This is a genomic window from Paractinoplanes toevensis, assembly GCF_018332695.1.
In the GTDB taxonomy this organism is placed as follows: domain Bacteria; phylum Actinomycetota; class Actinomycetes; order Mycobacteriales; family Micromonosporaceae; genus Actinoplanes; species Actinoplanes toevensis.
Window position 1 is genome coordinate 1 of sequence record NZ_BOQN01000009.1, and the last position, 12,398, is coordinate 12,398.

Consider the following 12,398-nt stretch of genomic DNA (forward strand, 5'->3'; position numbering starts at 1 on the left):
TGATGAGGGGCAGCGGTTCCATGATGTCGCCGAATGGTGGTCGTACCACGGCGAGATCAAAGACCACGACGCAGACATCGCCCCGTACGTGAAGAGCTTCGAGGAGTTCGTCGCCGAGTACGGCATCGTCCCCGACGACTTCCTGCTGGCCGAAGCCCTGCTGCTGCACCGCGACATCGAGGCCGCCGGCCAAACCGACGGGGTGGTGCGCATCCACGCCGTCCGATCGGAGGCCGCCGCGAAGCTGATCTCCCGGATCCTTACCCATCGGGGCACACCGGCCACGTGGAAGCAGGCGCAGAAACGCCAGCTCACCCTTGATCTGCTGCTGGACTACAAGACCCGTGAGGACGACGAGCCGAAGTTCTACCCGGAGAACGCCCTGCAGCTGTCCGGGTACCGGCACTTCCCGATCATCCGGGTGAAGAACTCCGACATCGAAGTGCCGATGCTGCCCACCGACGGCGGCGTCATCGTCCAGCTGCGCCCCGACGGGTACGCGCTGCGCCCGGTCGTCTGCGACCTGGGCGTGTTCGAGCGCGGATTCCTGCACGCCCTTGGCCTGTACCGGTGGCTGATCGAAGAAGGCCCCGCCGCGATCTCATCCCGCACGTTCGTCCTCCCGGAGGCGGTGGCCGCCCGCGCCCGCAAGGCCGCGAAAGAGCAGGCCACCGCCACCCCCGCGACTCCCACCGCAGCCTGAGGAGACACCCATGGCCATCAAAACCCTGCAGTCCCGGCTCACCCAGGTCGGTGTGATCCGGCTCGGACGGCAACTGCTGTCGAAGAACAACAAGCCGTACCCCGCCAAGCTCGAAACCCTCCGCTTCACCTCCGCCTCCAAAGGGCTGATCGACGCGGTGGCCGCCGGCTACGGCGGCGAGGTGCAGGCGTGGAAGGGCCCGTCCGGCCCCGAATGGGAGGTCATCACCGGGGTCAAAGAGATCCCGGTGCTGGTGCCGCCGCAGCGCATCGACCCGAACCTCGAGCACTGGGGCAACGGCTTCCGGGACCGCATGTGTGACGGCGAAACCGAAGCCCTGCGTCAGCAGCAGTGCCTGTGCCTGGCGTTGCAGGCCGGCGCCCGGCGAGTCGACCCCCGGGAGCTGTGCAAGCCGACCACCCGCATGTCGCTGATGCTCGCGGACATTCCGTCGCTGGGCACCTGGAAACTCGAGTCGCACGGCTGGAACGCCGCGGCGGAACTGCCGATGCTGGCCGCCTCGATCGAGTCGGCGCCGCAGCCGATCCCCGCCCGGCTCGAGGTGCAGCGGCGGGAGAAGAAGGACTTCGACCCTTCCAAGGCAGAAAAGGATCAGGTCGAGTCGAAGGTCTTCATGGTGCCGGTGCTGCACTTCGACTGGATCACCCCGGCGCAGGCGTTTGGTGGGGAGTTGGGCACGGCGGCTCGCGCGGCGCTGGGTGCTACCCAGGCGCAGCGGCACGCGATTGAGGCGGCGAAGCAGCAGCCCAAGCTGACCGCCGAGCAGTACCTGACCCTGGTCGGTGAGGCGAAGAATGTCCAGCAGGTGCGGGCGCTGTGGACCGACGCCAACGCGGACGGCGTCCTCACCGCCGCGGTGAAGTCGGCGCTCGAGGCGCAGGCGGCGAAGCTCGGCCCGAAGAAGGCGACCGAGCCGGCCAAGCAACCCGAGCCGCCTGCCGCCACTCCCCCGCCAGTGGACGAGGTGGTGGACGTCGAAGTCGCCCCGGACCCGGACCAGGTGTGGTCACAGATCCTCGAGGTGGCCGGCGGGTTCGGTTGGGACACCGCCGCCGTGGAGCAGCGGTTTGCGAAGGCGTTCGGCAAGCCCAGCAATGTCGCCGACGGGTTCGAACTGGCCCGCTTCCTGGAGTCGATCCGAGGCGGTGAGGTCCAGTGACGGAGCCGTGGGAAGAGTTTGAGTGCGACCAGTGGACGCCGAACGATGCGGAGAAGGCCCTGCGCTGGGTGTTGCGGGCCATGCACAACGCCCAGCAGGGTCTGCGGGACGCCCGCGACGCGGAGGTGACCGCGAAGCACGAGTACGAGCGGGAGAAGCGGAAGGCGTTCTTCGCCCCTGACTGCCCGAAGCCTGCCCGGGGCGGGCACACGGTCGCCGATCGGGACGCGTTCATCGAGCAGTCGACGGCGCTCGAGCGGGAACGCTACGAGCTGGCCCAGGCAACAACCGCCGCGGCACAGGATCACCTGCGGACGCTGAACTCGCAGTCGGTGGTCATGTCGGCGCTGGCGAAGAACGTGCAGCAGACGTTCGCTGTGGTCGGTGCCCGATGACGCTCCCCGCCATCACATGCCGCCAGCCGTGGGCCGGCCTCATCGCCGCAGGGCTGAAGCTGGTCGAGAATCGCGGCGCCAACACCTCGCTGCGCGGCGACATCGCCATCCACGCCGGCAAGCAGGTCGACATGGGCGAAATGCTGCGGCAGGCGAAGGCCGTCGGTGACAGCGCCCCGATCTCCGTGCTGGGCGCGGTCCTGGCGGTCGCGGAGCTCGTCGACTGCCACCCGGCGAGCGCTGCGCTGCGCTGCCGCTGCGGCCCGTACGGCATACAGGTCTACAACGGTCGCCCCGCCTACCACCTAGTGCTCGCGAACGTCCGGCGTCTCCCAGCGCCGGTGGAGTGCCGCGGTCAGGTTCTCATCGGCTGGCCACTCCCGAACGACGTCGACGCGGCGGTTCGTGCCCAGCTTCCCCACTCCCCCGCCAGCTTGAAGGAGCAGTGATGCAGAACTTCCGTAAGAAGCCGGTGAAGGTCGCCGCCGTCCAATGGACTGGCAGCAACGCGGCCGAACTGGCCGAGTTCACCAACGGCCAGTTCCAGGTCCTCGACGAAGCCGACCGGGCTAACTGCGACGACCCCGAAGCGACCGCCCAAGTCTTCGACGTCCTGCACTCCACGTGGGTGCTGGTGTACGACGGCGACTGGATCCCCCGAGGTGTGCGCGGCGAGCACTACCCGGTCCGGGAGTCCGTCTTCCACGAAACGTACGAGACGGCCGGCGACCAGGACCTGCCCGCTGGGGTGTTCCTGGCCCGGAAACATCCCGTCGAAATCCCCGCCCTGGTGTGGACGGGTGACAACGCCGGGGAGTTGCAGGCGTTCACCGGCGGCCTGTTCCGGGTCGACCAGGCCGGCGCGCAGGTGTTCGGGAAACTCCGCAACCAGTGGCAGCCGGTGTCGGTCGGCGATGTGGTGGTGCGAGGGCTGCTCGGTGAGTTCTACGCGGTGGAGGGCGAGTCGTTCCCGTCCACGTACGCGGTGCTGGACGAGGCGGCGTGATGGCCGACCCGACGATCGTCTTTGTCGACATCGAGAGCACCTCGCTGCGTCCCGACCGCCGCGCCTGGGAGGTCGCCGTCATCGTCCGCCGGCCGGACCAGCCTGACCACGAACAGTCATGGCTTCTCGACTCGATCGAGCTGGATCTGGGCAACGCGGACCCGCAGAGTCTCCGCTTCGGCGGCTTCTACGACCGGCACCCGCACGCAACCAAGGAACTGCGCAACGCGGAACGTCTGTTCAGCGAGTACGAGGTGCTCACCGAGGTTGAGCGGCTGACCCGGGGTGCGATCCTGATGGGCTCCAACCCGTCGTTCGACGCCGAAACCCTGGCCGCCCGGATGCGCGACAACGGGATCTGCCCGTCCTGGCACTACCACCTCGAGGACGTGCCGACGCTGGCGCTGGGTTGGCTTCACGGCTCCGGCAAGCCGATTCCGGAGGTCCGCAAGTCGGATCAGATCTCGCTCGCGTGCGGTGTCGACCCTGCTGCGTACGCCCGGCACACGGCGCTCGGTGACTGCCAGTGGACCCGAGACCTTCACGACGTGGTGACCGGCGCTAAGCAGGTGACGGCGTGATGGCCACCCTCGCAGACCTGCACGAATGGCGGGTCACGTTCACCATGGGCGCCGGTTCAGCCCGGCGCGCGTTCGTCGTGCAGATCCCGGCAGTCGACGAGGAGCACGCGCGTAAGGGTGCTTTCGGGCTGGCCCTCGCCATCAACGACGCGGCCGGGCACGTGTGGAAGATCGGCGACGAGGCCGTCATCGAGCGGGTGGCGGCGTGACCGCGGCGACCGGGACGCGTACTTGGGTCCTGCGCTTCCCCGCGCCGGCCGAGTGGCTTTCGGCGAACAAGCGGTACAAGCGGCGCCCGGATGTGGCGATTCGGGCGTGGCGGCAAGCGACCGCGCTACATGCCCGTTCTGCCCAGCTTCCCCGCGACCTGCAGCAGATCTCGGTGTACGCGACGCTGCACTTCACCAACGACCGACGTCGCGACGCGCACAACTACATGGCGGTCGTGAAGTGCTGCGTCGACGGCCTGGTCGACTACGGGCTGATCCCGGATGACCGGCGTGAGCACTTGCTGTGGACGGCGATCACCGAGGGCGACAAGGTGCCCGCCGGACCGCTGAAGGCGCTCGGCGAGATCGAGCTGCGCATCGTGGCGGAGGCATCGTGACCGCCGTCGCCGAGCCCGTGACCGCCGAGGTGCCCAGCAAGTGCGCTGGTGGTGCCAACGCCGCCGGTTCGCCGGCCAACCCCTGCGACACGCCGGGAAACCTGCCGCGCTGCCAGCTGTGCCCAACCTCGCCGAACTACTGGCGGCTGCCCGAGACGAAGGCGGTCGGGTCGTGACCCCGCTTTGCCTCGGTCGCGACCCCGAGTGGTGGGGCTTCAACCACGACGGTGCACGCCTCGCTTTGGCGATCTGCCGCCGCTGCCCGGCCGCGGGCGAATGCCGCGATGACGAGCCCGAACCGCTGGGGGTGATCCGGGCGGGGGTCGCCTACAGCGACGAGGGTCGGGCGCTACCGCTCTGCTCCACCTGTGGCTACCCGAATGCCCGGGTTGGCTTCGGCTCCGACGAGCGGTGCGAGCGCTGCATGCCTGGTCTGACCCGCTGGCGGACGGACATCGCCCGGTGGGCCGGCGAAGGCCTCAGCGACATCCAGATCGGCAGGCGGGTCGGTGCGACCAGGCGGCAGGTCGCCGACTTCCGCCGCAAGCAAACTTCCGTCCCAATCAGAGAGGTGGCCTGATCATGGCCAACGAAACCGTCATCACCGTCGTAGGTAACCTGACCGACGCGCCAGAGTTGCGTTTCACCGCGGGCGGCCAGGCGGTCGCGAAGTTCCGCATCGCCTCGACGCCGCGCACTTTCGACAAGCAGGCGCAGGAGTACAAGGACGGCGAGCCGCTGTTCCTGGCCTGCAACATCTGGCGGGACGCCGCCGAGCATGTTGCTGAGTCGCTGGACCGCGGTTCTCGGGTGATCGTGCAGGGTCGGCTGCGCCAGCGGTCTTACGAGACCCGCGAGGGAGAGAAGCGCACCGTCTACGAGCTCGAGGTCGACGAGATCGGCCCGTCGCTGCGTTACGCCACGGCGAAGGTGCAGCGCATGAACCGCTCAGGCGGCAGTGGCGCCCAGCAGCAGTCCAGCGGTTCGGGTGGCGGCAACTTCGACGACCCGTGGGCCACCCAGGGCGCCCAGCCGACGCGCGGGTTCGGCGGCCAGCAGCAGGCCTCGAACGACACGGAGCCTCCGTTCTGATGGTCATCGTCGCTGTTGCCGCGCTGCTCATCGGCGGCGTCATCGGTCTTCTGGTCGGCATCGCCGTGCCGTCGCGGCAGGAGGCCCGCAAGACGGTCCGCGAGGAATTCCGCAAGGCCGGCTTGAGCGAGAACTCAGTGAAGCTGCTCGGCCGGGCCGCAAAGGTACTCCGCCGCCTCGACGGGCTCACCGACCTGGACGGCGATCTGGCCGTCGACATCCTCTCCCCCGAATCGAAGAAGCAGGTCAGCGAATGGCTGGCCGACTACCGCAAAGGACTCAACCAACTGTGAGAAGCATCCGTCCCATCGTCGCCATCGGCCTCGGCCTGGCCCTGGTCGCCTCGACCGCGGCGTGCTCGACTCGGCCCCCGGTCGACGAGGTCTGGCTGTACTACATGAACGGCTCCGTCGACAAGAAAGAATTCAAGGAGTGCATCGACCCCAACACCAAGGGGCCGTGGCAGGCGAACAACGACACCTTCGCCCTGCCCACCTCGCTGCGCACCTGGAACGTCGCGCCGACCGGTGGTGACACCAGCCAGCCCACGATCGTCGGCTCGAAGCCCGGTGCGGACGGGCAGGCTGGCCCGCAGATGGACGTGTGGACGACGGTCGAGTTCTACCTGAACACCAACTGCGACGGCGGGAAGGGCTCGCCGGTGGTCCAGTTCTGGGAGAAGACCGGCCGCCGCTACGGGGTCAGTAACGGCAGCGCCGAGCTTTCCGAGGAGGGCTGGGACAAGGTGCTGGCGAACACGCTGGTCCCGGTTCAGGCCAAGGCGATGCAGCGGGTGGCGCGGGCGTACTCGGCCGACGAGATGGACACGAACGTCCTGACCGTCGATCCGAAGGTGCTGGCTGCGGCGACGCCGGACAAGCCCGTCGATCGGGAGGTCTGGAAGAAGATGGAAGACGCCATGGCCGAGGAGTTCACCGAGCAGCTCCGGGCGAAGGTCGGCGGCGACTATTTCTGCGGCGCGGTCGGCACGGACAAGGCTGGTGCGCCCATCACCTACGACCGCAAGACCGGTGTCTGCCCCGCCGTCCGGGTTTCCATCACGGACATCAACTACCACGATCCGGCGCTGCAGGCGAAGCGGGCCGAGGTGCGTGCGGCAGCTGAGGATGCCAAGAAGAAGCTGATCGAGGCGCAGTCGCAGACGGCGGTGAGTGCCGAATTGGCGAAGGCGGCGAAGTCCCCCGAGTACCTGCGGCTCAAAGAGCTGGAGACGTGGCTGGCCGGCATTCAGGCGTGCGCGCAGAACGCGAACTGCACGACGTTCGTCGGCGAGCCCGGCTCGGTCGCAGTCTCCACCAAGTAGCGAGGCGGGCGCGGTGCCCCCTCCGCCGCGCCCCTCATCTTAGGAGCCCTCATGGCTAACAGTTCGTCCAGCAGTTCCGGCGGCATCGGCTTTGTCGGCCTGCTCGCCATCGTGTTCATCGTCCTGAAGCTCACCGGCGCCATCGCCTGGCCGTGGGTGTGGGTTCTCGCCCCGATCTGGATCAGCTTCGCGCTCGGCCTGCTGGCCCTCGCGGCCGTGGTGCTGGTCGCCTGGAAGAGGCCGTGATGTTGCTGAAGATTGCCGCCGTCGCGGCTGCATCCGTCGTTGGCCTCGTCGGCCTCACCTACGCCTGCGCCTGCATCGTGATGAGCTGCCGGCCTGCCGCCAAGGACCCGTCCGAGCATCCGCTGGTCCGCGACCGTAAGGAGGCGCCGTGACCGCCCCGGTGATGCCGCTTCTGACCGCCAGGCAGCAGCGTGTCCTTGCGTTCATCCGCGACTTTCACACCGAGCACGGCTGGGCGCCGTCGCTGCGGGAGATCGGCCAGCATGTCGGTCTGCGTCCGTCCGGGGTGCAGTACCAGCTGGTCCAGCTGGAACGGATGGGCTGGATCCGGCGGGCGCCCAACTTGCCGCGGGCACTGGTCGTACTGGACCCGGCGACGGGCCGGCCGTGAAGCTGCCCGCCGGATTTGAATTCGCGTTCCCCGCCGGCTCGGAGATCCCGTGTGTCTGCCGCTGCGCCGCCGAGGTGATGGTGTGCGGCCGGCGTCTGCACCAGTCGCAGCATCGGGGCTGGGTGCCGACGTTGCAGCCTGCCGATCCGGCGGTGGTGTGTCAGGCGTGCGCCGCTGTGGTGGCCCGGATGCGGCGGCCTGTGGGTGTGCCGGAGGAGGGCTGCTGCCCGGTCTGCCACGGCGAGGTGGCGCTGACGGGTGGGCTGGTTACGGCGCACGGGGCGTGGCGGATGGGACGGCACGGGCCTCGGGTCACCGGGGAGCCGTGCAGCGGTGAGGGCATGGCGCCGGAGGTCGAGGCGTGAGGCGGCTACCGGTCGGTCGGCTCTTTGAGAGCTTCCCGCGCCCTGCGGTACCAGTCCATCGGGACGAAGACGCCGCGGTCGATGCCGTGCTTGGTCGCGAAGATGTGCGTGCCCTCTTCGGCGGCCTTCTCAAGCTCTTGACCAAGCACTTTTCGCAGCGCTTCGACGCCCATGGTCTTGGTCTTCGGCATGTCCGGATCGTACCGCTCTCCGTAAGGAGTGCCGTAAGGCGGCACTTCCAGCGTGATCGACATCGTCATTCCTCTAGGTTGGCCTTTGTCGTTCCTTAAGGAACGCGGTACGGTCTAGCTTACGGCCCAGCGAGAGGCTGGCCAACAAGAACTCAGCCGAGGAGCCCCATGGCCCGCTACGAAACCGTCCAAGTCACCCCGCGTATCGCGAAGCAGTGGCTCGGCAAGAACGTCGAGAACAACCGCCTCCCCAAGGGCAGCAAGATCCCCGCCTACGCCCGCGACATGATCAGCGGAAATTGGCAGGGCAACACTGGCGAAACCATCAAGTTCGACCCCGACGGCAACCTCATTGACGGGCAGAACCGCCTACGCGCTGTCGTGATGGCAGGCGTCCCGGTCACCTTCGATGTGGCCTACGACGTGCCCGCCCAGGCCATGCAGGTTGTAGATACCGGCGCCGCCCGCACCGCCTCGGATGTACTTCGCATTGCTGGGGTTGCCGACCGGATGCGCTGCTCCGCAATCGTCCGCTGGGCGATCATGTGGGACGCGAAAGTCTTCATGGGTCGTGGCGGTACGCACCTGCCAACCACCAGTGAAGTCATCGACCGATACATGGCCGAGCCGGGCCTCTTCGACGCCGCGAGCAAACGCGCTACGGACTGCCAGAACCGTGGGCTCGGCGCCGGAGCCCCGGCTGGGCTGGCTTACTACCTGTTCGCCAGCATCGACAGTGAGCAGACCCACCAGTTCTTCGATCAGTACATCTCGGGCGCGAACTTGCCGAACCGCAGTGCGGTGCTGGCCTTGCGCAACAAGATCGCCCGTTCTCGGATCGATCGGATCACCCGCGCCGAGCAGTTGGCCTTGTTTATCCGGGCGTGGAACGCGTTCCGGGACGGCAAGCCGGTCGACCGGCTCCAACTGGTGAAGTCCGGCGATCTGACCAATCTCAACTTCCCACAGCCGAAGTGAGCGGAGCGATGACCAATCCCGACTTCCTGCGCGGCCCCTGGCTGGCCGTTCTCGCCGACCAGTACGGCTACGTCTTCTCGTCGTTCGACGTGGCCCGCGAGGAGACCGACGACGCTGAGGAGTTCCGCGTCTCGATCGTGCGCGGCACCGCCGCGCCTTCTGAGGACGACGACACCCTGCGACTGCCCGGCACCTTCCAGTCCGGTGACCAGATCTTCGAACTGGACGGGCTGTACCTCGACGGCGACGGCGACACCTCGACCAGCGCCGAGGCCCGGTTCGCGCAGGCGCAGGCCATGGCCACCGGGCTGAACGCGGCAGGTGCGGCGTGATCACCCTCCCCGTTCTGACCACCGTCCCTGCTCACCCCTTCGAGCCCGCCGTGCATGTCACCGCGAGCGGCTCGGTGCCGGATCCGCGCTGCGGCTACCTCCACAAGGTCGACGGCGAGATCGGCGTGTTCTGCGCCGAGTTCTCCGACCACCGCGTCCACAACGGCCAGGACGTCCAGGTGCGGGTGCACGACTGGGACGACGAGACCGAGGAGATGAACCGATGACCGACCTCCACCCCACCAGGACCCGCCTTGACCTGCTTCAGGACGCCAAGGACGGGCTGATCGTCGCTGACCGTCGAGGGGACGTTGTCTGGCGTGACGAACGACTGGCCGGGATCTACAACCCGATTACCGCAACCCGGACCAAGGTCACGGCCCGCGCCCGCGAGCTTGAGCAGGCCGAGTGGATTGTGCTTGGTGGTAGCGGTAGCTACAACCTGACCGACGCTGGTCGCGAGATCCTGCGGGCGGCGAACCGATGACCAACCTCGCCCCGTACCCGACCAGCGCCGACGACGTGACCGCCGACAAGCTCGCCCGGCACCTCGCCGTCGCCACGCAGCACCTCCACATCAAGACCATCGACGCGCCCGACGTCAGCCGTGACGCCATGGGCAGGTTCGTCCACCAGTGGGGCGTCCTGTTCCTGCTCCGCGAAATCCAGGAACGCGCCGGGGTGCACCAGGCCGACGCTCTGGCCCGCGCCCTGTGGGAGTCGTGGCAGGACGGCAGTCACCTCGGCGAGATGTTGTGGGAGTGGCTCACCGAGTACGGCATCGACCCAGAGGCAATCCGATGAGCGGCAGCACTTGGGTCAAGGTCGCGCACAGCAAGTACGACGACTACCGGCGCATCCTCGACGAACCGGCGTCCAAGCACGTCGACCTTCAGGCGTCCATCCGCGAACGCCAACTCGCGGAGATGGTTCCGCATCTCGCCGCTGAGATCGAGCGGCTGCAGGCAATCGTCACGGCAGTCACTGCCCTGACCCGCGACACCGACGGCAACGACTTGAACGGCGACGTTGACCTCCCGGTCGGCGTCTTCCAGCAGGCAATCCATGAGGGGGCGGCCCAGTGACCGCAACCCTGACTCCGGCCGAGCAGCAAGAGGCCGAGCGACTGCTGGCCGGCCTCCACGACCGCGGCTACATCGACTACGAGCAGCACAAGACCCTGACCGCTGGCGCCCGGGTCCGGCATCGCGGCCAGCAGTACCCGGAGGCGTACCGAGACGGCACCGGCAACATCGTGGCGGTCACCGCGCGCAACGAGCGCGACGTGGAGCTCGTCGTGGCCTACGACAAGCCACGGTTCGAGGGGATGTCGCGGTTGACGGTCCTCGCCGACTACCACGTTGAGGTGATCGGCTGATGGGCGACAAGACCCACATCTCCTGGTCGGATGCCACCTGGAATCCGATCACGGGCTGTTCGAAGACATCCGAGGGATGTCTGAACTGCTACATCGACCGCACCCCGCCGTTCCGGATGGCTCACCGCAAGTTCGACGGCCCGGACATCGGCGCGACGACTGGTGTCAAACTGCACTCCGAGCGACTCGGCATCCCGATGCGGTGGACCAAGCCTCGCATGATCTTCGTGTGCAGCCTCGCGGATCTGTTCCAGGACGAGGTGCCCACCCAGTTCATCGCCGAGGTCTTCGCGGTCATCAGCATCGCCGAGCAGCACATTTTCCAGGTGCTGACCAAGCGGCACGGCCGGATGCGGTCGGTACTCAACTCGCCCGCGTTCTGGGCCATGGTCGACGCGGCACGCGCTGTTCGCGGATACGACTTGATTCCCGGGCAGGCGCCGCATGCCCTACCCAACGCCTGGATCGGCGTGTCGACCGAAAACCAGAAATGGGCTGACCTCCGCATCCCCGCCCTGCTCGCCACGCCGGCCGCAGTCCGCTGGATCTCGGCGGAGCCACTGCTCGGCCCGATCGTTCTCGCCGACGACCACAGCGGCCACGAACGCGACTTCCAGGGCACTCACTACCAGTGCCTGACCTGCTCGACCGAGGAGAACGAGGTCGAGTGGCAGACCCAGGAGTTCCCGGCACTCGATTGGATCGTGTGCGGCGGCGAGTCCGGGCCGAAGGCGCGCCCGATGCTGCCGGAATGGGCGCAGAGCCTGCGTGACCAGTGCGTCAGGGCGGACGTCCGCTATCACTTCAAACAGTGGGGTGAATGGGCGCCGTTCGTGGCAGGCGTAGCTCCGGGCAAGGAGATCCGCGCCTACCCGGGAGCGATGGTCCAGAAGGTCGGCAAGAAGGCCGCTGGTCGCTTGCTGGAAGGCCGCGAATGGGACGAGTTTCCGACTGCCGCTGGGATGGCGCAGTGACCACCCTCCCCACCGACGTCGTCCGCATGGTTCTGGCTGGCGACAGGCGCCGCGCCACCCGGGCGAACACCGCCCTGAGCGTCCTGTCCCGCTACGAGCGCCGCCTGGTCCGGGAGGCCGCCGTTATGGGCTACGTCCTGGGCCGCCAGGACGGCTACATCAAGGCCCGTCAGGGGGCCAGCACCAGCGACTCCGGCGGCTATCCGAAGGACTCAGCGATCCTCCAGGACGTCATCGAGCACTGCGACTCAACCAGCGACAGATTCCCGTACCTGGCCGCCGCGTGCGCCGGCCAGCGTCGGCGGGTCACGAGGGCCCGGCTGTGGGCTGGAGAGGAGACGGAACGATGAGCCTTGACCTCGACGCAATCAGGAACCGCTCGGACGTCTACGGCAGCGCCTACCGGGAGGGCGGGTGGCGCGATGCGGGATGGTTCGCCGGGGAGTCCGCCAGCGACGTTCCAGACCTTGTTGCTGAGGTCGAGCGATTGACCGTGATCGCCGATGCGGCCCGCGCCTACGTCGCCCAGCCCGACCGACCGGAGGGCATGGACCCGAACGACGCCCACGAGTGGGACTGCGAAGCCGAACGGCGCTACCTGGCACTACAGGACGCCATCCAGGAGGCGGATGCCCTATGACCGCCTACCGCTTCT

Annotated in this window: 28 protein-coding genes; 27 read left to right on the forward strand and 1 reads right to left on the reverse strand. The window is 67.9% G+C overall.

Translation table 11 applies throughout. The features are described from left to right. The 17 genes from Ato02nite_RS03140 to Ato02nite_RS03220 all read left to right on the forward strand — a co-directional run. On the forward strand, positions 1–703 hold a 703-nt coding region (locus Ato02nite_RS03140; RefSeq protein WP_213004817.1), incomplete at its 5' end, for a hypothetical protein. Positions 704–713: 10 nt separating this feature from the next. Continuing rightward, complete coding sequence (locus tag Ato02nite_RS03145; protein ID WP_213004818.1) at positions 714–1,883, forward strand: recombination directionality factor; 1,170 nt, start codon at positions 714–716, stop codon at positions 1,881–1,883. Then, the gene (locus Ato02nite_RS03150; RefSeq protein WP_213004819.1) at positions 1,880–2,278 is read left to right on the forward strand and encodes a hypothetical protein; all 399 of its coding nucleotides are present in this window, start codon (positions 1,880–1,882) and stop codon (positions 2,276–2,278) included. The genes Ato02nite_RS03145 and Ato02nite_RS03150 overlap by 4 nt, the downstream gene beginning before the upstream one ends. Next, positions 2,275–2,727, forward strand: a complete 453-nt coding sequence (locus Ato02nite_RS03155; protein ID WP_213004820.1) for an ASCH domain-containing protein — start codon at positions 2,275–2,277, stop codon at positions 2,725–2,727. Before Ato02nite_RS03150 ends, Ato02nite_RS03155 begins: the two co-directional genes overlap by 4 nt. Further along, a complete protein-coding gene (locus tag Ato02nite_RS03160; RefSeq protein ID WP_213004821.1) occupies positions 2,727–3,284 on the forward strand; it encodes a hypothetical protein in 558 nt (185 codons plus the stop codon). The genes Ato02nite_RS03155 and Ato02nite_RS03160 overlap by 1 nt, the downstream gene beginning before the upstream one ends. Beyond that, positions 3,284–3,865, forward strand: a complete 582-nt coding sequence (locus tag Ato02nite_RS03165) for a 3'-5' exonuclease family protein (RefSeq protein ID WP_213004822.1) — start codon at positions 3,284–3,286, stop codon at positions 3,863–3,865. Before Ato02nite_RS03160 ends, Ato02nite_RS03165 begins: the two co-directional genes overlap by 1 nt. Next, positions 3,865–4,074, forward strand: a complete 210-nt coding sequence (locus Ato02nite_RS03170; protein ID WP_213004823.1) for a hypothetical protein — start codon at positions 3,865–3,867, stop codon at positions 4,072–4,074. Before Ato02nite_RS03165 ends, Ato02nite_RS03170 begins: the two co-directional genes overlap by 1 nt. Beyond that, positions 4,071–4,472 (forward strand): RusA family crossover junction endodeoxyribonuclease, encoded by a 402-nt coding sequence (locus tag Ato02nite_RS03175; RefSeq protein ID WP_213004824.1) that lies wholly within the window; start codon positions 4,071–4,073, stop codon positions 4,470–4,472. The genes Ato02nite_RS03170 and Ato02nite_RS03175 overlap by 4 nt, the downstream gene beginning before the upstream one ends. Beyond that, positions 4,469–4,648 carry a hypothetical protein gene (locus tag Ato02nite_RS03180; RefSeq protein WP_213004825.1) on the forward strand — a complete coding sequence of 60 codons (180 nt, stop codon included), beginning with the start codon at positions 4,469–4,471 and terminating at the stop codon, positions 4,646–4,648. The genes Ato02nite_RS03175 and Ato02nite_RS03180 overlap by 4 nt, the downstream gene beginning before the upstream one ends. Next, positions 4,645–5,052: a hypothetical protein gene (locus Ato02nite_RS03185; RefSeq protein ID WP_213004826.1), complete on the forward strand. Its 408-nt coding sequence runs from the start codon at positions 4,645–4,647 to the stop codon at positions 5,050–5,052. The genes Ato02nite_RS03180 and Ato02nite_RS03185 overlap by 4 nt, the downstream gene beginning before the upstream one ends. A 2-nt stretch (positions 5,053–5,054) precedes the next feature. Further along, a complete protein-coding gene (locus Ato02nite_RS03190) occupies positions 5,055–5,564 on the forward strand; it encodes a single-stranded DNA-binding protein (protein WP_213004827.1) in 510 nt (169 codons plus the stop codon). Next, positions 5,564–5,857 (forward strand): hypothetical protein, encoded by a 294-nt coding sequence (locus tag Ato02nite_RS03195; protein WP_213004828.1) that lies wholly within the window; start codon positions 5,564–5,566, stop codon positions 5,855–5,857. The genes Ato02nite_RS03190 and Ato02nite_RS03195 overlap by 1 nt, the downstream gene beginning before the upstream one ends. After that, positions 5,854–6,888 (forward strand): hypothetical protein, encoded by a 1,035-nt coding sequence (locus Ato02nite_RS03200; RefSeq protein WP_213004829.1) that lies wholly within the window; start codon positions 5,854–5,856, stop codon positions 6,886–6,888. The genes Ato02nite_RS03195 and Ato02nite_RS03200 overlap by 4 nt, the downstream gene beginning before the upstream one ends. Before the next feature lie 51 nt (positions 6,889–6,939). Continuing rightward, positions 6,940–7,134 (forward strand): hypothetical protein, encoded by a 195-nt coding sequence (locus Ato02nite_RS03205; protein WP_213004830.1) that lies wholly within the window; start codon positions 6,940–6,942, stop codon positions 7,132–7,134. Then, complete coding sequence (locus Ato02nite_RS03210) at positions 7,134–7,286, forward strand: hypothetical protein (RefSeq protein WP_213004831.1); 153 nt, start codon at positions 7,134–7,136, stop codon at positions 7,284–7,286. The genes Ato02nite_RS03205 and Ato02nite_RS03210 overlap by 1 nt, the downstream gene beginning before the upstream one ends. Beyond that, the gene (locus Ato02nite_RS03215) at positions 7,283–7,525 is read left to right on the forward strand and encodes a LexA family protein (protein ID WP_213004832.1); all 243 of its coding nucleotides are present in this window, start codon (positions 7,283–7,285) and stop codon (positions 7,523–7,525) included. Before Ato02nite_RS03210 ends, Ato02nite_RS03215 begins: the two co-directional genes overlap by 4 nt. A 188-nt stretch (positions 7,526–7,713) precedes the next feature. Then, complete coding sequence (locus Ato02nite_RS03220; protein WP_213004833.1) at positions 7,714–7,890, forward strand: hypothetical protein; 177 nt, start codon at positions 7,714–7,716, stop codon at positions 7,888–7,890. A 5-nt stretch (positions 7,891–7,895) separates the two neighbouring features. Here Ato02nite_RS03220 and Ato02nite_RS03225 read toward each other — a convergent pair whose 3' ends face one another. Further along, entirely contained in the window at positions 7,896–8,144 is a 249-nt protein-coding gene (locus tag Ato02nite_RS03225) for a hypothetical protein (protein ID WP_213004834.1), read from the reverse strand. A gap of 105 nt (positions 8,145–8,249) precedes the next feature. On the opposite strand from Ato02nite_RS03225, the gene Ato02nite_RS03230 reads away from it, so the two are divergent. The 10 genes from Ato02nite_RS03230 to Ato02nite_RS03275 are packed head-to-tail and all read left to right on the forward strand — an operon-like array spanning position 8,250 to position 12,383. Further along, the gene (locus Ato02nite_RS03230; protein ID WP_213004835.1) at positions 8,250–9,059 is read left to right on the forward strand and encodes a hypothetical protein; all 810 of its coding nucleotides are present in this window, start codon (positions 8,250–8,252) and stop codon (positions 9,057–9,059) included. An 8-nt stretch (positions 9,060–9,067) separates the two neighbouring features. Then, the gene (locus tag Ato02nite_RS03235) at positions 9,068–9,391 is read left to right on the forward strand and encodes a hypothetical protein (RefSeq protein WP_213004836.1); all 324 of its coding nucleotides are present in this window, start codon (positions 9,068–9,070) and stop codon (positions 9,389–9,391) included. Beyond that, a complete protein-coding gene (locus Ato02nite_RS03240; protein WP_213004837.1) occupies positions 9,388–9,618 on the forward strand; it encodes a hypothetical protein in 231 nt (76 codons plus the stop codon). The genes Ato02nite_RS03235 and Ato02nite_RS03240 overlap by 4 nt, the downstream gene beginning before the upstream one ends. Further along, positions 9,615–9,878 (forward strand): hypothetical protein, encoded by a 264-nt coding sequence (locus Ato02nite_RS03245; protein ID WP_213004838.1) that lies wholly within the window; start codon positions 9,615–9,617, stop codon positions 9,876–9,878. Before Ato02nite_RS03240 ends, Ato02nite_RS03245 begins: the two co-directional genes overlap by 4 nt. After that, the gene (locus Ato02nite_RS03250) at positions 9,875–10,195 is read left to right on the forward strand and encodes a hypothetical protein (RefSeq protein ID WP_213004839.1); all 321 of its coding nucleotides are present in this window, start codon (positions 9,875–9,877) and stop codon (positions 10,193–10,195) included. Before Ato02nite_RS03245 ends, Ato02nite_RS03250 begins: the two co-directional genes overlap by 4 nt. Then, positions 10,192–10,476: a hypothetical protein gene (locus tag Ato02nite_RS03255; protein ID WP_213004840.1), complete on the forward strand. Its 285-nt coding sequence runs from the start codon at positions 10,192–10,194 to the stop codon at positions 10,474–10,476. Before Ato02nite_RS03250 ends, Ato02nite_RS03255 begins: the two co-directional genes overlap by 4 nt. Then, positions 10,473–10,769 carry a hypothetical protein gene (locus tag Ato02nite_RS03260; RefSeq protein ID WP_213004841.1) on the forward strand — a complete coding sequence of 99 codons (297 nt, stop codon included), beginning with the start codon at positions 10,473–10,475 and terminating at the stop codon, positions 10,767–10,769. Before Ato02nite_RS03255 ends, Ato02nite_RS03260 begins: the two co-directional genes overlap by 4 nt. Next, positions 10,769–11,743 (forward strand): phage Gp37/Gp68 family protein, encoded by a 975-nt coding sequence (locus tag Ato02nite_RS03265; RefSeq protein WP_213004842.1) that lies wholly within the window; start codon positions 10,769–10,771, stop codon positions 11,741–11,743. The genes Ato02nite_RS03260 and Ato02nite_RS03265 overlap by 1 nt, the downstream gene beginning before the upstream one ends. Next, positions 11,740–12,093, forward strand: a complete 354-nt coding sequence (locus tag Ato02nite_RS03270) for a hypothetical protein (protein ID WP_213004843.1) — start codon at positions 11,740–11,742, stop codon at positions 12,091–12,093. Before Ato02nite_RS03265 ends, Ato02nite_RS03270 begins: the two co-directional genes overlap by 4 nt. After that, on the forward strand, positions 12,090–12,383 hold the full coding sequence (locus Ato02nite_RS03275; protein ID WP_213004844.1) for a hypothetical protein: 294 nt from the start codon (positions 12,090–12,092) through the stop codon (positions 12,381–12,383). Before Ato02nite_RS03270 ends, Ato02nite_RS03275 begins: the two co-directional genes overlap by 4 nt. The last annotated feature ends 15 nt before the right edge of the window (positions 12,384–12,398 follow it).